Annotated in this window: 17 protein-coding genes; 15 read left to right on the forward strand and 2 right to left on the reverse strand. The window is 57.2% G+C overall.

The genetic code is table 11. The features are described 5' to 3' along the window. Nucleotides 1-104: 104 nt before the first annotated feature. From ACSZO1_RS16460 to mdcH, 14 genes are all read left to right on the forward strand, one after another. Nucleotides 105-254 carry a hypothetical protein gene (locus tag ACSZO1_RS16460; protein ID WP_437614477.1) on the forward strand — a complete coding sequence of 50 codons (150 nt, stop codon included), beginning with the start codon at nt 105-107 and terminating at the stop codon, nt 252-254. A 117-nt stretch (nt 255-371) separates the two neighbouring features. After that, the gene (locus ACSZO1_RS16465) at nt 372-995 is read left to right on the forward strand and encodes a cupin domain-containing protein (RefSeq protein WP_437614479.1); all 624 of its coding nucleotides are present in this window, start codon (nt 372-374) and stop codon (nt 993-995) included. 182 nt (nt 996-1,177) lie between these two features. After that, the gene (locus tag ACSZO1_RS16470) at nt 1,178-2,617 is read left to right on the forward strand and encodes a circularly permuted type 2 ATP-grasp protein (protein WP_437614481.1); all 1,440 of its coding nucleotides are present in this window, start codon (nt 1,178-1,180) and stop codon (nt 2,615-2,617) included. Continuing rightward, nucleotides 2,611-3,540: an alpha-E domain-containing protein gene (locus tag ACSZO1_RS16475; RefSeq protein WP_437614483.1), complete on the forward strand. Its 930-nt coding sequence runs from the start codon at nt 2,611-2,613 to the stop codon at nt 3,538-3,540. Before ACSZO1_RS16470 ends, ACSZO1_RS16475 begins: the two co-directional genes overlap by 7 nt. Continuing rightward, entirely contained in the window at nt 3,537-4,337 is an 801-nt protein-coding gene (locus ACSZO1_RS16480; protein WP_437614485.1) for a transglutaminase family protein, read from the forward strand. Before ACSZO1_RS16475 ends, ACSZO1_RS16480 begins: the two co-directional genes overlap by 4 nt. Nucleotides 4,338-4,357: 20 nt before the next feature. Next, nucleotides 4,358-5,062: a peptidase gene (locus ACSZO1_RS16485; protein ID WP_437614487.1), complete on the forward strand. Its 705-nt coding sequence runs from the start codon at nt 4,358-4,360 to the stop codon at nt 5,060-5,062. Nucleotides 5,063-5,309: 247 nt separating this feature from the next. Further along, complete coding sequence (gene mdcA, locus ACSZO1_RS16490; RefSeq protein WP_437614489.1) at nt 5,310-6,965, forward strand: malonate decarboxylase subunit alpha; 1,656 nt, start codon at nt 5,310-5,312, stop codon at nt 6,963-6,965. Continuing rightward, the gene (locus tag ACSZO1_RS16495) at nt 6,965-7,819 is read left to right on the forward strand and encodes a triphosphoribosyl-dephospho-CoA synthase (protein ID WP_437614491.1); all 855 of its coding nucleotides are present in this window, start codon (nt 6,965-6,967) and stop codon (nt 7,817-7,819) included. Before mdcA ends, ACSZO1_RS16495 begins: the two co-directional genes overlap by 1 nt. 18 nt (nt 7,820-7,837) lie before the next feature. Beyond that, the gene (mdcC, locus tag ACSZO1_RS16500) at nt 7,838-8,137 is read left to right on the forward strand and encodes a malonate decarboxylase acyl carrier protein (RefSeq protein ID WP_437614493.1); all 300 of its coding nucleotides are present in this window, start codon (nt 7,838-7,840) and stop codon (nt 8,135-8,137) included. Then, nucleotides 8,130-8,966, forward strand: a complete 837-nt coding sequence (locus ACSZO1_RS16505) for a biotin-independent malonate decarboxylase subunit beta (RefSeq protein ID WP_437614495.1) — start codon at nt 8,130-8,132, stop codon at nt 8,964-8,966. The genes mdcC and ACSZO1_RS16505 overlap by 8 nt, the downstream gene beginning before the upstream one ends. Then, on the forward strand, nt 8,963-9,766 hold the full coding sequence (mdcE, locus tag ACSZO1_RS16510; protein WP_437614497.1) for a biotin-independent malonate decarboxylase subunit gamma: 804 nt from the start codon (nt 8,963-8,965) through the stop codon (nt 9,764-9,766). The genes ACSZO1_RS16505 and mdcE overlap by 4 nt, the downstream gene beginning before the upstream one ends. Nucleotides 9,767-9,902: 136 nt before the next feature. Further along, nucleotides 9,903-10,862 (forward strand): AEC family transporter, encoded by a 960-nt coding sequence (locus ACSZO1_RS16515; protein WP_437614499.1) that lies wholly within the window; start codon nt 9,903-9,905, stop codon nt 10,860-10,862. A 4-nt stretch (nt 10,863-10,866) separates the two neighbouring features. Beyond that, nucleotides 10,867-11,475: a malonate decarboxylase holo-ACP synthase gene (locus ACSZO1_RS16520; protein WP_437614501.1), complete on the forward strand. Its 609-nt coding sequence runs from the start codon at nt 10,867-10,869 to the stop codon at nt 11,473-11,475. A gap of 58 nt (nt 11,476-11,533) precedes the next feature. Then, the gene (gene mdcH / locus ACSZO1_RS16525) at nt 11,534-12,433 is read left to right on the forward strand and encodes a malonate decarboxylase subunit epsilon (protein ID WP_437614503.1); all 900 of its coding nucleotides are present in this window, start codon (nt 11,534-11,536) and stop codon (nt 12,431-12,433) included. A gap of 27 nt (nt 12,434-12,460) precedes the next feature. Here the strand turns inward: mdcH and ACSZO1_RS16530 are convergent, their stop codons facing one another. Next, nucleotides 12,461-13,402: a LysR family transcriptional regulator gene (locus ACSZO1_RS16530; protein WP_437614505.1), complete on the reverse strand. Its 942-nt coding sequence runs from the start codon at nt 13,400-13,402 to the stop codon at nt 12,461-12,463. A 218-nt stretch (nt 13,403-13,620) separates the two neighbouring features. On the opposite strand from ACSZO1_RS16530, the gene ACSZO1_RS16535 reads away from it, so the two are divergent. Beyond that, entirely contained in the window at nt 13,621-16,095 is a 2,475-nt protein-coding gene (locus tag ACSZO1_RS16535) for a sensor domain-containing protein (RefSeq protein WP_437614507.1), read from the forward strand. Between the two features lie 45 nt (nt 16,096-16,140). Here ACSZO1_RS16535 and ftnA read toward each other — a convergent pair whose 3' ends face one another. After that, nucleotides 16,141-16,653, reverse strand: a complete 513-nt coding sequence (gene ftnA / locus ACSZO1_RS16540; protein ID WP_437614509.1) for a non-heme ferritin — start codon at nt 16,651-16,653, stop codon at nt 16,141-16,143. Nucleotides 16,654-17,069: the final 416 nt, after the last annotated feature.

Raw genomic sequence — 17,069 nt, forward strand, 5'->3', positions numbered from 1 at the left:
CCGGCAGCCTTCAGTGGTCTTTGCAGAGTTAAGACAGACGGCTTAGCGTTGCACTTCGAACTTGAATCCGCCCTCTGACAAGGGTAACGAGGAGTCAGCCTGCAATGATCAGGCGCGTTTGTGCAGGCATGGTGCTGAGCAAACGGGCGGGTGCGGCACAACCTGAAGGTGCATTTTTGACGCGCAGGAAACCGGCAAATGGCGTGGTGGTACTGACGGAGACGACCTGTTTTATAGTACAGGTGGTAATTTGACTTAAGTCGCTAAAAATAAAGTGTTTTTGTGATCACGATGACATTGATTTATGTTGCGATACTGTTAATTACTGCCACACTAAACATATCAACTATCACACCAACGGGAGAAGTCGTATGTTCCCCTCAACAGGCAATATGTTACTGATGATGTCGTTTGCTGCAGGGACCTTTTTTTCCGGCACATCAAGCAATCCGCAGCATCTGATGCTGGCGGCGCCATCGAATGGCATCCCCAACAATCTGCTGCCGCTGATTATCTATCCACGTGTGGCGCCAGACGATCTGTTTGATGAAGAAAACCCGGGCGATATCGCGGCTTTCTTCGAAGAGCGTTTTGCGGAACATGGCTGGACGCCACGCTGGCGTGATCAGGTGTTCCCGTACACCCACTATCATCCGAATACCCATGAGTTGCTGGGCATCTGTGATGGCTGGGCGGAGATCCTGTTTGGCGGTGAAAGCGGACGTATGGTGACGCTGCGTGCAGGTGATGTGGTGTTGATCCCGGCTGGTGTCGGCCATCAGCAGGTCGCCGCCAGCGAAGAGTTTCTGGCGGTAGGCGCGTATCCGGGCGATATGGAGCCGATTATTGTGCGCGACGACCGCAGCGTGATGGCGCAGTCGATTGAACAGATCAAACGTGTACCACTACCAAAAACGGACCCGATTACTGGCGGCGAGGGCGCTGTCATTGACTACTGGCACCCGGTCGCAAAGCAGGCCGGCTACGCACCATAATGGTGCGTAGATACGCATTAACACCCTGATAACTTTCACAACGGGTGCGCTGCTGGCGCACCCGTTGTTGTTTTGCTTTTCCCGTCCCCCGCTGCCCGCTCACTGACACCGCCCGCGTTTTGGCTGACTGGCACAGTTTGTGCAAATCTTTATACGGGACCACAGACTGCGCCAGGTAAATCATGAATCAAAGCTATCACCCGGCTTCACACTTTTATGATGAGATGTTGCTGAACGCTGGTGAGTATCGCCAGCATTACCGCGAATACTGGAATTGGTTGCAGCAGGCGAATAAGGACGCCATTGCCCGCAAACGCGAAGAAGCGGAGTTATTGTTTCACCGTGTCGGTATCACTTTTAATGTCTACGGCGAGGATGACGGCGCTGACCGTCTGATCCCGTTTGACAGCGTGCCACGTATTATTCCCGCCAGCGAATGGGCGATGCTCGATCGCGGCATTCGTCAGCGGGTACAGGCACTGAATGCTTTTCTCCACGATATTTACCATCAACAGCATATTCTGAAAGCGGGCATCATTCCGCCGGAACAGGTGATGGTGAACGATCAGTATCAACCCTGCATGCAGGGCGTCGATCTGCATCGCAATATTTACGCGCATATTGTTGGCGTGGATATGGTGCGCAATCACGACGGCGAGTATTACGTGCTGGAAGATAACCTGCGCACGCCGTCCGGCGTCTCCTACATGCTGGAAAACCGCAAAATGATGATGCGGCTCTATCCGGAGCTGTTCGCCCAGCAGCGCATTGCTCCGGTGGAACGCTATCCCTCGCACCTGCTGCAAACCCTGCGCGAAAGCACGCCGGTCAATGATCCGGTGGTAGTGGTACTGACGCCAGGGCGTTTTAACAGCGCCTATTTTGAGCACAGTTTCCTTGCTCAGCAGATGGGCGTGGAACTGGTGGAGAGCGCCGATCTGTTTGTCAAAGATGGCGCGGTGCTGATGCGCACCACGGCAGGCCCGTGCAAGGTGGATGTGATTTATCGCCGGGTCGATGATGCCTTCCTCGATCCGCTGGCGTTCAGACCGGACTCAATGCTCGGCGTGCCCGGCCTGTTGTCGGTGTATCGCGCGGGCAACGTCGTGCTGGCGAATGCCATCGGCACCGGGGTGGCGGATGATAAATCCATCTATCCTTATGTACCGGACATGATCCGTTTTTATCTCGATGAAGAGCCGATACTCAACAATGTGCCGACGTGGCAGTGTCGCCGCCCGCAAGATCTCTCCTGGGTGCTGGCGAATCTGCCGCAACTGGTGGTGAAAGAGGTTCATGGCGCGGGGGGCTACGGCATGCTGATTGGCCCGGTCGCCAGCAAACAGCAGCTGGAGGAGTTCCGCGCCCGCCTGCTGGCGAAGCCGGACAACTATATCGCTCAGCATACGCTGGCGCTCTCCACCTGCCCGACCTGGATCGATAACGGTCTGGCACCGCGTCATATTGATCTGCGCCCCTTTGCCCTCAGTGGTGCAGAGATGCGGCTGGTGCCTGGCGGGTTAACCCGTGTAGCGCTGAGTGAAGGATCGCTGGTGGTGAACTCGTCGCAGGGCGGCGGCACCAAGGACACCTGGGTTCTGGAGGATGACGCATCATGTTAAGCCGCACCGCCAGTGGACTGTACTGGATGGCGCGCTATCTGGAGCGCGCCGAGAATATTGCCCGCATTCTTGATGTCACCAATCGTCTGTCGCTGATGCCCGTCAGTGGCAGTCACGATGACGAACTGCTGCTGCCACTTAATCTGACAGGCTCTACTGAGCTGTATTACAGCCTGAATGGTGAACTGACGATGGCGCAGCTGTTTAAATTCTTTGTTCTCGATGAACGTAACCCCGGCAGTATCTTCTGCTGTCTGCAATCGGCCTGGAATAATGCGCACGCCGTACGCGGCAGCCTGTCGGCGGAGGTATGGGAAAGCATTAATGCCAGCTGGATCGATATGCGGCGCATCCGTCGTCAGGGACTGACTACCGCAGGTGCGGACGCCTTTTTTGACTGGGTGAAAGAGCGTTCGCATCTGTTCCGTGGCGCGATGTTTGGCACGCTGATGCGCGGCGATGCGATGTCCTTTATTCGCCTCGGCACGCTGCTGGAGCGCAGTGACTGTACTGCACGGCTGCTGAATCTTAACCAGATACTGCTGGAACAGCATGCTGATTCCGTTCGGGAATATTACCGCCTCGATACGCTGCTGCGCGCCGTATCAGCGCGTGAGGCGTATAACGCTATCTTTAAACAGGAGCTGATGACGGAAAACGTCTGCGAAATGTTGATCCTGCGTAGTGAAAGTCCGCGTTCGCTGCGTGCCTGCATTGAAGAGATTGATAACCAGCTGGGCTTAATCGGCAGCAGCGGCGAGAACCGGCCACGTTATCTGGCCGGTGTGCTGCATGCGGAGATGCGTTTCAGCAGCTATCCGGCGCTGACCCGTGAGGGACTGTGCCACTGGCTGAACCGCTTTCTGGACGATATCAACGCCCTCGGCGAGAGCATTAATCACACCTATCTGGAGGCAAAATGAGGCTGAATATTGAGCATAAAACCGCTTATCGCTACGAACAGCTGGTGAAAAGCAGTACGCAATATCTGCGGCTGACGCCTCAGGATTCGGTGCATCAGCATATTATTTCCTGGCAACTGACGCTGCCTGCGGAGGCGGTGTGTACCACCGATGCCTGGGGCAATGTGCTGCATGTGCTGACGGTGGATCAGCCGCATCAGCTGCTGGAAATTGAGGCGCGTGGGGTGGTGGAGATCTTCGATGAGGTGGAGCTGGCGCCGGACCCGGCGTGCACCCTGTCGCCGCTGGTGTTTCTGCGCGCCAGTGCGCTGACACTGCCGGATGCGGCGATCCGTGACTTTGCTCAGCGCTATTACCGCGCGGATGCGCCGCTGAGCAGTCTGGAAACGCTGATGGGCGAGCTGCTGCTGAAGATGCCTTATCAGCCGGGCAGCACGCAGGTGACCGATTGCGCAGCGAAAGTATTTGCCGCCGGCAGCGGGGTTTGCCAGGATCACAGCCATGTGTTTTTAGCCTGTTGTCGCAGTCTGGGCATCCCGGCACGTTATGTCAGTGGATACCTGTATACCGACAATGTGGAACACGTCGCCACCCATGCCTGGGTTGAAGCCTGGCTGGATGGCAGTTGGCACAGCTTTGATATCACTAACAACACCCGCAGCGTCAGGCAGCATCTGAAACTGGCGGTGGGGGTGGACTACCTGGATGCCTGCCCGGTACGCGGCATGCGGCTGGGCGGTGGCGGTGAAGATATGCTGGCAGTAGCGGCGGTGCAGCAGGTGCAACCGCAGCAGTAACGACTTTATTGGGCGCAGTTATGACTTATTGTGTGGCAATGCGGCTGTCATCAGGGATGATTTTTGTATCTGACTCACGCACCAATGCGGGTGTCGACCATATCTCCTCATTTCGTAAACTGCATGTTTTTCAGCAGGAAGGGGAGCGCACGCTGGTGCTGCAGAGCGCCGGTAACCTGGCGACGACGCAAAGTGTACTGAGTCTGCTGCGCCGTAACTGCCGTGAGGCGGATAAAGCGCATCTGCTGAACAGCGACAGCATGTATGACGTGGCGCTGCTGGTGGGTGAAACACTGCGCGAAGTGATTAAACGTGACGGCGAAGAGTTTGGCGGTACGCTGATCCTGGGCGGCCAGATCAAAGGCGAGGAGCCGCGGCTGTTCCAGATCTACCCACAGGGCAACTTTATCGAGGCCAGTGTTGATACGCCGTACTTCCAGATTGGCGAGAGCAAATATGGCAAGCCGATTATCGACCGTGTGCTGCGTTATGACACGTCGCTGGAACAGGCGATGCAGTGTGCGCTGATCTCGATGGATTCGACGCTGGCGAGTAATATCTCGGTGGGGCTGCCGCTGGATGTGATGACGTATCACAGCGACGGTTTCAGTGATGCTGACCAGCATCATATTACGGAACAGCACCCCTATTTTTCGCAAATCCGCCAGCTGTGGAGTAAAGGGTTACTCAGCGTGTTCTCCCAGCTGCCGCCGCTGCAATTATAACGTCATCACCGCTGTGATTCCTTCCCCCGCCTGGCGGGGGAAGGGGCAGTTCGCGTGCCTGCTCCCGTTTTTGTGACATTCTCCGATAAGTCACTTCTCCAACTCACTGAATTTATTTCGTAATTTCCAATCATTACTCTAAAGCTAACAATCTGCCGCCTGGCTTTATTGATAGCAAACCGCCAGCTTCCTACACTTCATACCAGTCAGGTTATTCACAGAACTGAATTGAATCAGGAGGTTAACCATGTTGCCTGGACAAGCGTCTCCACGTGTCTGGGATACGCGCCGCAGCGAAAAACGGCGTCGCATCGCTTCCCTAAATTTGCAGGGAAAAGTTTTACCCAACGATAATCTGCCAGCGCTGCTGGAAAAACTGATCGCTCCTGGCGACCGGGTGATTCTGGAGGGTAATAACCAGAAACAGGCCGATTTCCTTTCGCGTATGCTGGCGGAAGTGAACCCGGAAAAAGTCCACGATCTGCATATGATTATGCCGAGCGTCGGACGCAGTGAACACCTTGATATCTTTGAAAAAGGTATCGCCCGCAAACTCGATTTCTCCTTCTCTGGCACCCAGAGCCTGCGCATCTCCCAGCTGCTGGAAGATGGCCTGTTAGAGATTGGTGCTATCCACACCTATATCGAGCTGTATGCCCGTCTGTATGTCGACTTAATTCCTAACGTCGCGCTGGTGGCAGGCTTTAAAGCTGACCGCAAAGGCAACCTCTACACCGGCCCGAGCACCGAAGACACCCCGGCGCTGGTGGAAGCCGCCGCCTTCCGCGATGGCCTGGTGATTGCCCAGGTGAACGAGCTGGTGGATGACGAGTGCGATCTGCCGCGCGTCGATATTCCGGGTTCATGGGTCGACTTTGTGGTGGTGGCTGACAAACCGTTCTTTATTGAACCGCTGTTCACCCGCGACCCGCGCATGATCAAACAGGAACATATCCTGATGGCGATGATGGCGATTAAAGGCATCTACGCAGAACATCAGGTGCAGTCGCTGAACCACGGTATCGGCTTTAACACCGCCGCCATCGAGCTGCTGCTGCCAACCTACGGCGAACAGCTGGGTCTGAAAGGCAAAATCTGCCGCCACTGGGCGCTGAACCCGCATCCAACCCTGATCCCGGCGATTGAAAGCGGCTGGGTGGAAAGCGTGCACAGCTTCGGTAGCGAACTGGGGATGGAAAATTACATCGCTGCGCGTCCGGACGTGTTCTTTACCGGTGCCGATGGTTCGATGCGTTCCAACCGTGCGCTGTGCCAGCTGGCCGGGCAATACGCGGTTGATATGTTTATCGGCTCGACGCTGCAGGTTGATGGCTACGCCAACTCCTCAACCGTGACCCGTGGTCGTCTTTCCGGCTTCGGCGGCGCGCCGAATATGGGTCATGACCCGCACGGTCGCCGTCACGCGACTCCGGCCTGGCTGGCGATGATCGACCAGCCAGATCCGATGGTACGCGGTCGTAAGCTGGTGGTGCAGATGGTGGAAACCTTCCAGGCTGGCGTGAAACCGACCTTTGTCGAAAAACTCGATGCCGTCGAAGTGGCGAAAAGCGCCGGTATGCCGCTGGCACCGGTGATGATCTATGGCGATGACGTGACCCACGTGCTGACCGAAGAGGGGATTGCTTACCTCTATCGCGCTCACTCGATGGAAGAGCGCCGCGCGATGGTCGCTGCCGTTGCCGGGATCACCGATATCGGTCTCGGCGTGGATGCCGCCCGTGTGGCGCAGCTGAGTCGCGAAGGCAAAGTGGCGTTCCCGGAAGATCTCGGTATCCGTCGCACCGAAGCCAGCCGTTCTCTGCTGGCAGCGGGCAGCGTGGCGGATCTGGTTGAGTGGTCGGGCGGCCTGTATAACCCACCGGCGAAATTCCGGAGCTGGTAATGAAACGACAACCTGGTTTTTCCGCCACAGATGTGGAACGTGGGGCGCAACGTTTAGCGTGGGTCGCGACGGGCTGCCTGATTGATGAAGCCCGTCTCAGCCCGAAACCCGGGCTGGTGGATGCGCGTGGCAATGGCGCGCACCAGGATCTCAGCCTGGCGCTGATGGAACGTTCTGCACACAGCCTGACGCCGACGTTTTACGCGCTGGCGTTACACAGCTGGCAGCGCACGGTGGATATCGCGCTGCGCCAGCAGGTGGGAAAACTGGGGCGCGAGGGGGAAGCCAGCATGATGGCTGCCACGGGTGGGGTAAATACCCATCGCGGTGCCATCTGGGCACTGGGACTGCTGGTGTCTGCGGCGGCGATGCTGGGGGAAGAGGTCAGTGCTGAACAACTGACGGACTGCGCGGCACAACTGGCGCAACTGCCGGACACCGCCGAACCGAAATCCTTCAGCAAGGGGCTGCGTGCCAGCCAGCGTTATCAGGTGCCCGGCGCACGCGAAGAGGCGCAGCAGGGATTCCCGCACATTGTGCAGCTGGCGCTGCCGCAACTGCGGCACAGCCGTGGCAACGGCGCGGACGAAGCCAGCGCACAGCTGGATGCGCTGATGGCGATTATGACCTCGCTCAGCGATACCTGCGTGTTGTCCCGTGCCGGGCTGACCGGTTTGCAGGCAATGCAGCAGGGCGCACAGCAGGTACTGGCGGCGGGTGGCTGCGCCACGTTAGCCGGACGCCGCGCGCTGACGCGGCTGGATAACCACATGCTGCTGCTCAATGCCTCGCCGGGCGGTGCCGCCGATCTGCTGGCGGCCACCCTGTTTATCGACCGCATTACGGTTAATTAATTTATCTATGAGGACGTTATGGAACAAATCACCTTATCGTTTCCAGCCACGCGCACGCTGAACGGCAAAGCGCTGGCGGGCGTGGTGGGTTCTGGCGATCTGGAAGCGCTGTTTGTGGCGAACACTGACAGTACGCTGCATGTTGCCATCACCACTTCGGTAGACAACAGCGAAGCGCGCTGGCGTGCGCTGTTTGACCGCTTAGCCACCCTCGGCAGCCTGCCGGGCGGCAACCTGACTATTCACGATTTTGGCGCGACGCCGGGTGTGGCGCGTATCCGTATCGAACAGGTATTTGAGGAGGCGAGCGATGCGTAACGACAGCAGTTTTATTGAGCTGAGAGCACGCGACCGTGCGCGTCAGCTGCTGGATCAGGGCAGCTATCGCGAACTGCTCGATCCGTTTGCCGGTATCGTGTCGCCATGGCTAGGCGGCCAGGGCATCGTACCGCAGGCCGATGATGGCATGGTGGTGGCGAAAGGTACGATCAACGGCCAGCCTGCGGTAGTGATCGCCGTGGAAGGTGCCTTCCAGGGCGGCAGTATGGGCGAAGTGTCCGGCGCGAAAATGGCGGCGGCACTGGAGCTGGCGGCGGAAGATAACCGTAACGGTATCCCGACGCAGGCGGTGTTGTGTCTGGAAACCGGCGGTGTGCGTCTGCAGGAAGCCAACCTCGGTCTGGCGGCAATTGCCGATATTCATGCCGCGATTGTCGATCTGCGCCGCTACACCCCGGTGATTGGCGTGGTTGCCGGTACTGTTGGTTGTTTCGGGGGGATGTCGATTGCCGCGGCACTGTGCAGCTATCTGATTGTTACCCGCGAAGCGCGTCTGGGTCTGAATGGCCCGCAGGTTATCGAGCAGGAAGCGGGCATTGATGAGTATGACTCACGCGATCGTCCGTTTATCTGGAGCATGACTGGCGGCGAAGTGCGTTACCAGAGTGGTCTGGTGGATGCGCTGGTCAGCGATGGCGTGCAGGCGGTGAAACAGGCGGTCAATGACGCCATCGCCAAAGGCGTACCGGCGAAACACCGCTCTGATAACTATGACTATTTCCTGCCGCGTTTGCAGGCGTTCGACACCCGTAAACAGGCGGATGCTGAGCAGATTAAGCAGCTGTTTTCCGGGGAGGATCGCGCATGAGCCAGAATATCAGTCGTGGTGAACGCTGGCTGTCACTGTTAACCAATGGTGGTGAACGTCTGTCAGGCCTGTGCCCGTCAGTACAGGTGGTGGACAGCAGCCTGGGTGGCCTGCCCGCGCGCTTTATCGCGGTGGTGCCGGATGCCAGCAACCACTACCCACGCGCCGCAGGCGGTGAAGTCGGTTTACTGGAAGGCTGGACGCTGGCGAAAGTGATCAGCGAAACCGTTGCTGCTGATGCGGAACGCGCGGAAAAACGCGTGATCGTCGCGGTGATTGACGTACCAAGCCAGGCGTATGGCCGTCGTGAAGAGGCGTTTGGTATCCACCAGGCGCTGGCGGGCGCAGCGGGCGCGTATGCGAACGCACGTCTGGCCGGTCATCCGGTGATTGGCCTGATTGTCGGCAAAGCGATGTCCGGTGCGTTTCTGGCGCACGGTTATCAGGCCAACCAGCTGATCGCCTTTAACGACAGTGGCGTGATGATCCACGCGATGGGTAAAGAATCCGCCGCGCGCATCACCCTGCGCAGTGTCGAGGCGCTGGAGAAACTGGCTGCCACCGTACCCCCAATGGCCTATGACATCGCCAACTATCAAACCCTCGGCCTGCTGGACAATCTGCTGGATATTCCACAGCCGGATCAGCCAACCGATCACGACCGTCAGGTAGTGACCGACGCGCTGATTAGCGCCGTCAGCCGGGCGCGCAGCGGTGATCGCACACTGCGCCACCGTCTGCGTGGTGACAATCGCCGCAGTTCCGCGCTGGTGCGCGAGCGCATGCGTGCGGACTGGTAACACATTGCTTTAAAAGACAGACCTGCAGGCTGTCATGGTGACAGGCATCAGCCGATGCCTGTCCCATCACGGCTGACAAAAAAATAACGACATCGCGCCTGTGCTAAATCATAACTTATTGTTTCCAGGTGACTTTATGACTTACGTAATCGTTCATGCCCTTGCTCCAATCTTTCTGATTATGCTGTTAGGCTTTTACGCCGGTAAGGCGAAGATGGTGGATAACCGCAACGTCTCGCTGCTGAATATTTTTGTGATGGATTTTTCCCTGCCTGCGGCACTGTTTGCCGCCACCGTACAGACGCCGTGGAGCGGCATTGTGCAGCAGTGGCCGCTGGTGGTGGTACTGACGCTGGCGATGTGGATCACCTTTGCGGCGATCTATTTCTTCTCGACCCGTGTCCTGCATAAAACGCCGCAGGATGCCGCCGTGCTGACGCTGACCGTGGCGCTGCCCAACTATGCGGCACTGGGACTGCCGATCCTGAACAGCGTGCTGGGCGAAGGCCCGTCAACCTCGCTGTCCGTGGCGGTGTCGATTGCCTGTGGCTCGGTGCTGATGACACCATTCTGCCTGTTGATCCTCGAACGTGAGAAAGCGTTACAGGCAGGCAGCAACAGTGGTTCCAGCCTGGCGATGCTGCCGGTGCTGATGTGGCGTTCCGTGACCAAACCGATTGTCTGGGGACCGTTGCTCGGTGTGGTGTTCTCGGCGATTGGCTTGCGCATGCCGGACCTGCTGCTGGCGTCCCTGAAACCGCTGGGTCTTGCCGCTACCGCTGCGGCACTGTTCCTGACCGGCGTGATCCTCTCTGCGCGTCAGCTGAAAATTAACCGTGCGGTGATTATCGGCAGCGTGATGACCATGCTGGTGCAGCCGTTTATCGCCTGGGGTGTGGTACTGATTCTGGGGGTGCACGGTTCGCTGGCGATTACCGCGATTCTGATGGTGGCGCTGTCAGCCGGTTTCTTTGGAGTGGTGTTTGGTAACCGCTTTGGCGTCTCCTCGCCGGATGCGGAAGCCACGTTGCTGATTAGCTCGGTGCTCTGTATTGTCACCCTGCCACTGTTTATCTCTCTGACCGCAGGAATGTAATGTTATGACGCCACGCCCGCACGACCTGATCTGGCTTGATGCCGCCACCGCTCTGCAGGGTGAGCTGCCCGACTGGGTCAGCAGCCAGTGGCGGCCGGAACTGCCACTGGTGGTACGGCGTGACCGTCATCCACAGGGGCTGATCGCGGTGGGCGTGCGTGGCATGCGCCGCGACCAGCGTGCGGCGGGCTGGGTGGATGCTGCTGCGATACGCCGTCGGGTGACGCCGGAAAGTCTGGCGGATGCGCACGCGCTGTTGCGTTCGCCGTTTGTGTCGCAGCAACCGGTGCAGGCAGCGATTGCTATCGCCCAGCAAGCCTGGCCGTGGTCGTGGGGGATTACCGGCAGCTGCGGTTACGCGCTGGCGACAGAAGTGCCAGTGCTGCACAGCACCAGCGATCTCGATTTGCTGATCCGCGCGCCACAGCTGCTGGAACCTGAAGCGCTGCTGCGCTGGAGCCAGTGTCTTGCGGCGCTGCCGTGCCGAGCCGATACACAAGTGGAAACGCCGTATGGCGCCTTTGCGCTTAACGAGTGGCTGCGCGATGGCAAAGCGATGCTGAAGACGGACTGCGGACCGCGTCTGACAGATAATCCGTGGCAGGCGTGCTAAGCGTGGTGCCAGCCCGGCGCATACGCGCGATATTGACGTTTTCCAGCCAGGAGGCGTGATGAAAAAAGTTCTGTTTACCTTTCCCGGCCAGGGACCACAGCGTCCGGGAATGCTGCAACAATTGCCTGCGGGCGAAGCCTGGCTGACGCAGGCCAGCGATATTCTGGGTGAAGATGCCCGCCTGCTGGATACGCCAGCAGCGTTACAACATACCCGTGCAGTACAGCTGAGCCTGCTGATTGCCGGGGTAGCATGGGCGAGTCATCTGGCGGCGCAGCAGCTGATGCCCGATTTTGTCAGCGGACTGTCGATTGGTGCCTTTCCTGCAGCGGTGGTGGCGGGCGCGCTGGATTTTAGCGATGCCGTGCGCCTGGTAGCGCTGCGCGGTGAACTGATGGAGCAGGCGTATCCGCAGGGGTATGGCCTGACCGCGATTATCGGCCTGACGCAAAGCCAGCTGGAACCGCTGCTGGGTGACTGCTATCTGGCCAATATTAATGCCGAACAGCAACTGGTGGTGGCGGGCAGCGAACAGGCGATGGCGGCAACCGCGCAGCGCGCGCTGGCGGCTGGGGCGCAGAAAGCGCAGCGACTGGCGGTCAGCGTGCCGTCGCACTGTGCGTTGTTACAGCAACCCGCGCAACAGCTGGCCGTAGCGTTTAGCACGGTGACCGTCAAACGTCCGCGCGCCGCGTATCTCAGCGGCAGTACCGGACGGGTCATCTGGCAGCCGGAACGCATTGTGCAGGACCTGGCGTACAATATGGCCAATACCGTGTGCTGGCATGAGGCGATGGCGGCGGCCAATGAACGTGATGTCGGGCTGGCGATCGAGATGCCGCCAGGCGCGGTGCTGACGGGGCTGACACGCAAAGTGCTGTGTCGTGGTGAAGCGCTGTCGCTGGAGCAGGGCGGCGTGGATCTGGCGCTGAAACTGGCGCAGCGGCTGCGCGCCTGAGTGCGCTAAGCCGTATTCTGCCGGGCGTCAGCGCATCGGCGCGACATGGCCCACTCCGCTGTCGCGGCTGTACATCCGGCCTTCCGCCACCAGCGCCAGCAGATTAGGGTCATGCTCACGGTTATTGTTAAACACGATGGCGATGGTTTGCCGCATCTGATACGGCTCGGCCAGTTTCATCAGCTGCAGCGAATTCTCATACACCTTTTTCATGCGTCCCGGCACCAGCGTGAAACCGACTCCCGCCTGCACCAGACTCAGCATCGAAAAGATATCGTTGACGCGCATCACGATGTCCGGCTCAAAACCGGCGACGTGAAAGGCTTCCTGAAAACCGTGATAGGTGGCGAACCCTTCAGCCAGTGAGACAAATTTTTGCTGACGGAAGTCGCGCAGATCCGCCTCGGCATGGATATCCAGCTGTGAACTGGCGGGTGCGGCGAGGAAAATATCATCTTCAAACAGCGGCAGCACCTGATGGCGGTGCATATCGATCTGGCTGTCATTCACGGACAGCAGTATCGCATCCAGCTGCCCCTCTTCCAGTTTATCCAGCAGCATCTGGTTAGAGCCCATCATCAGCTCCAGTTCCAGATCGGGACGGCGCAGTTTCATCCCCATCACCAGCCGCGGTACGGTTTCCAGCGTCAGCGAATAGAGTGTGCCGATGCGCATCCGCCCCTGACCGACACCCGCGGTTTTGCGCGCTTCATCAATGCCGCGCGCCATCACATCCACGGCGTCGAGGCTGTGCTCAAGCAGCGTCTGTGCGGCAGGCAGCGGCAGCAGGTTACGGCCTTTATGGATAAACAGCGGGCAGCGTACGCTCTCTTCCAGCGTATGCAGCGCGCGGTGCACGCTGACGCTGCTGAGCCCCAGCGCTTCAGCGGTGCGGGCGATATTGCCGTTGGCCATAAACGCGATAAAAATTTCCAGCTTACGCAAGCTGATATCGGCATCAATTTTCATCCGCTGACCCTATGCCAAAACCCGTGGAGTGTAAAGCGCTTACGCCTCTGTGAACCTTTTTCTGGCGCTGCCGATAATGCCTGCAGGACACCGGCGTTTGCGGAGTGGCGCAGGTGGAGATTGTAATTTCAGTTTATTGCTGATTGACAAATTCGCTATCATCTAAACCTGGGCCTGGGATGGGGTTAAACCAGGCTGTAATCGGGTAAGAAAAGAACATGAATGAGAATTCTGATGATGTGATGTATCGACTGCTGGTGCAAAACGTAGTCGATTACGCCATTTATATGCTGAAACCGGATGGCTCTGTCGCCAACTGGAATGCGGGCGCGCAGCGCGCCAAAGGCTATCGTGCCGATGAAATTGTCGGTAAGCACTTCTCGCTGTTTTACAGCGTGCAGGACCGCATGGCCTATATTCCGGAAAACAATCTGAAGCAGGCATTCCGCACCGGGCGTTTTGAAGATGAAGGCTGGCGCTATCGTAAAGATGGCAGCGCCTTCTGGGCGCATGTGGTAATCGATGCCATCCATGATGACGATGGCAAACTGATTGGTTACGCCAAAATCACCCGCGACTGCACCGAGCAGCGTCGTATCCAGCGCGAACAGAGCGAGAACGAGCAAAAGTTCCGCTTGCTGGTGGAAGGGGTAACGGATTACGCCATCTATATGCTCGACCCGCAGGGCAGGGTGGTGAACTGGAACAGCGGCGCACAGCGCGCCAAAGGTTATGTGGCGGACGAAATTGTTGGTCGCCACTTCTCGGTATTTTACAGTGCGCAGGATCGCGCCAATAAGCTGCCGGAACACAATCTGTCGATTGCCCAGCAAACCGGGCGTTTTGAAGATGAAGGCTGGCGCTATCGCAAAGATGGCAGCGCCTTCTGGGCGCATGTGGTAATTGATGCCATCTACGACGATAGCCGGAAACTGATTGGCTACGCCAAAATTACCCGTGATGTCACCGAGCGCCGTGAGTATGAGCAGCAGATTCTGCGTGCCCGTGATCTGGCGGAAGCGCACAGCACCGCGATGGATGCACTGTCGAAGTTTCTCGACACCATTATCACCAATATTCCGTCCTGCGTGATTGTTGAGGATGCCATCTCGCGTGAGATCCTGCTGGTTAACCAGAAAGCGGAAACACTGCTGGGCAGCAGCAAGGGCCGCATGCAGGGTAAAAAACCGTATGAGTGCATGACGCCGGAGCTGAGTGATTATTTTAATAATCTGTCGGATGAGGCATTGCGCTCGGAGGGCGTGCATACCAGTGAGCAGCTGCTGACCACTGCCAGCGGTACGCGCATTCTGCATACCCGGGCGCTGGTGGCGCGCGGCAATGATGCCCGCAAGCACTACCTGATTCTGATTGCCGAAGATGTGACGGACCAGCGTGAAGCGGATGCGCGCATTCACCATATGGCGCATCACGATAATCTGACCAGCCTGCCGAACCGGATTCTGTTCCGCCAGCGTATCAATGATGCCCTGCGCGAAGATGCGGATATGGGGAAAATGACCGGGACGCTGTGCCTGGATTTGGACAATTTTAAAAACGTCAATGACGCTCTCGGCCACCAGATTGGCGACGAGCTGCTGCGTGCGGTGGCAAAACGTCTGCGCAATACCTTGCGTGAAGAGGATACGCTGGCGCGTATTGGCGGCGATGAGTTTGCCATCGTCCTGCCAGGCCTGACCAGTCAGGAAGAGGCGGAAGCCGTCGCGACGCGGCTGATTGATATTATGCGTCCGCCGATTAACGTGGAAGGTAATAATCTGGCGGTTGGCCTGAGTATCGGTATTGCGCTGGCGAGTGATCATTCCACGTCGCCGGAGCAGCTGCTGCGTGGCGCGGATATGGCGTTGTATGAGGCGAAACGCAACGGACGTAACCGCTTTGAAAACTTCACGCTGGAACTGGATGCACTGGCGCGTCGTCGTCGTATTGTGGAAAACGACCTGCGTGATGCGATCACCAGCGGGCAGCTGAAGCTTTACTATCAGCCGATTACCAACGGCGAGCACCGCGAGATTATTGGTTATGAAGCGCTGATGCGCTGGCACCATCCGACCCATGGCGTCATTATGCCGAGTGACTTTATTCCGATTGCGGAAGAGACCGGTCTGATCCACAGCCTCGGTGCGTTTGCGCTGTATGAAGCCTGTCGTGAAGCCACTCAGTGGCCGCAGCAGCAGACGGTTTCTGTCAACCTGTCGCCACTGCAGTTTAAAAACAGCATGCTGGTGTCGGTGATTGAATCCGCGCTGAAAGAGTCCGGGCTGGATCCGCATCGCCTCGAACTGGAAATTACCGAATCGGTATTGCTGGATGATGCCCATGGCAATCTGCAGACGCTGCGCAAGCTGAAAACCATTGGCGTGCTGATTGCGCTGGACGATTTTGGTACCGGTTACTCATCGCTCAGCTATCTGCGTTCATTCCCGTTTGACAAGATCAAAATTGATAAGTCGTTTATTAACGATATGCATGAAAGTCGCGAGGCGATGGCGATTATTCGCGCCATTACCGGCATGAGTCGCAGTCTGGATATTCAGATTACGGCGGAAGGGGGGGAGAGTGATGCGCAGTTTGAACAGTTACGCGCAGAGGGTTGTACCTTGTTCCAGGGTTATCTGTTTGGCAAGCCACAGCCAGCAGAGACGCGTAAAAAGGCGCTGAATAACGACTGATTTGCTCAACAGTAAAAGCGGCCGGACATTGCCCGGCCTTTGCTATCAGGCCGCCGGGCCGTGAGTATCACTACCCATTTTTGCCAGATCTTTATCGATAAAGAACAGGGCTTCACCGCTGTTACCGACAATCGCCAGTTTATCCAGCACTGATTTGAACAGCTTCTCTTCTTCATGCTGCTCGGCGACATACCACTGCAGGAACTGAAAGGTAGAGAAATCTTTTGAAGTGATCGCGTGATCCGCCAGTTCGTTAATTTTCTGGGTGATCAGCTTTTCATGCTCATACGCCTGCTCTAACACTTCGTTTAATGAGTTAAACGCAACCGGTGGTGCGGCAATCGCGCCGAGTACAGGCAGCGCGCCAGTGTCAGATAAATAGTCGAACAGGCGCTGCATATGCTGCATCTCTTCGCGCGAATGGCCTTTGAAAAACACGGTGGCGCCTTCGAAGCCTTTATCGCTACACCAGGCGCTCATTTGCAGATACAGGTTGGCTGAGAAAAACTCCAGGTTAAGCTGATCATTCAGCTTTGCGATCATATCTTTAGTCAGCATAGCAGCTCCATTAAATGTAATGGTGGGATTTATAGTTAGTGTTGATAAATTGAATTATGCATCAGGAAATATAAAAGCGGTATGTTTTTTGGAAAAAAAAGTGAATTTTATCATGTTGTTATTAAATAGAATTAATTCAGTTGTTGAATGCAATTGATTCTCATTTTTGCTCAAATTTAATTTCCTCTGAGAATGTGGTTTTATTTCTGCAATATATCCCTCTTTTTATTGGCCGATATTTTTTTTGCCCACCCAATATCACCGCGCCAGTTTGTGGCGCTGTCCCGCTGTAGTACCGTTGTAGTGCCGTTGCTCACAGCCTTGCACTAAAATGGTTAATGGGCGGATTCAAGTTCGAAGTGCAACGCTAAGCCGCCTGTCTTAACTCTGCAAAGACCACTGAAGGCTGCCGGAAC

This window comes from Erwinia sp. V71 (assembly GCF_965644245.1).
Lineage (GTDB): Bacteria > Pseudomonadota > Gammaproteobacteria > Enterobacterales > Enterobacteriaceae > Erwinia.

What these genes read in the sequence shown, in the direction of transcription:
- ACSZO1_RS16515 (WP_437614499.1), top strand. Translation starts at nt 9,903, where the DNA reads ATGACTTACGTAATCGTTCATGCCCTTGCTCCAATCTTTCTGATTATG.
- ACSZO1_RS16465 (WP_437614479.1), top strand. Translation starts at nt 372, where the DNA reads ATGTTCCCCTCAACAGGCAATATGTTACTGATGATGTCGTTTGCTGCA.
- ACSZO1_RS16480 (WP_437614485.1), top strand. Translation starts at nt 3,537, where the DNA reads ATGAGGCTGAATATTGAGCATAAAACCGCTTATCGCTACGAACAGCTG.
- ftnA (WP_437614509.1), bottom strand. Translation starts at nt 16,653, where the DNA reads ATGCTGACTAAAGATATGATCGCAAAGCTGAATGATCAGCTTAACCTG.
- ACSZO1_RS16485 (WP_437614487.1), top strand. Translation starts at nt 4,358, where the DNA reads ATGACTTATTGTGTGGCAATGCGGCTGTCATCAGGGATGATTTTTGTA.
- ACSZO1_RS16460 (WP_437614477.1), top strand. Translation starts at nt 105, where the DNA reads ATGATCAGGCGCGTTTGTGCAGGCATGGTGCTGAGCAAACGGGCGGGT.
- ACSZO1_RS16520 (WP_437614501.1), top strand. Translation starts at nt 10,867, where the DNA reads ATGACGCCACGCCCGCACGACCTGATCTGGCTTGATGCCGCCACCGCT.
- mdcH (WP_437614503.1), top strand. Translation starts at nt 11,534, where the DNA reads ATGAAAAAAGTTCTGTTTACCTTTCCCGGCCAGGGACCACAGCGTCCG.
- ACSZO1_RS16535 (WP_437614507.1), top strand. Translation starts at nt 13,621, where the DNA reads ATGAATGAGAATTCTGATGATGTGATGTATCGACTGCTGGTGCAAAAC.
- ACSZO1_RS16475 (WP_437614483.1), top strand. Translation starts at nt 2,611, where the DNA reads ATGTTAAGCCGCACCGCCAGTGGACTGTACTGGATGGCGCGCTATCTG.
- ACSZO1_RS16470 (WP_437614481.1), top strand. Translation starts at nt 1,178, where the DNA reads ATGAATCAAAGCTATCACCCGGCTTCACACTTTTATGATGAGATGTTG.
- mdcC (WP_437614493.1), top strand. Translation starts at nt 7,838, where the DNA reads ATGGAACAAATCACCTTATCGTTTCCAGCCACGCGCACGCTGAACGGC.
- mdcE (WP_437614497.1), top strand. Translation starts at nt 8,963, where the DNA reads ATGAGCCAGAATATCAGTCGTGGTGAACGCTGGCTGTCACTGTTAACC.
- mdcA (WP_437614489.1), top strand. Translation starts at nt 5,310, where the DNA reads ATGTTGCCTGGACAAGCGTCTCCACGTGTCTGGGATACGCGCCGCAGC.
- ACSZO1_RS16495 (WP_437614491.1), top strand. Translation starts at nt 6,965, where the DNA reads ATGAAACGACAACCTGGTTTTTCCGCCACAGATGTGGAACGTGGGGCG.
- ACSZO1_RS16505 (WP_437614495.1), top strand. Translation starts at nt 8,130, where the DNA reads ATGCGTAACGACAGCAGTTTTATTGAGCTGAGAGCACGCGACCGTGCG.
- ACSZO1_RS16530 (WP_437614505.1), bottom strand. Translation starts at nt 13,402, where the DNA reads ATGAAAATTGATGCCGATATCAGCTTGCGTAAGCTGGAAATTTTTATC.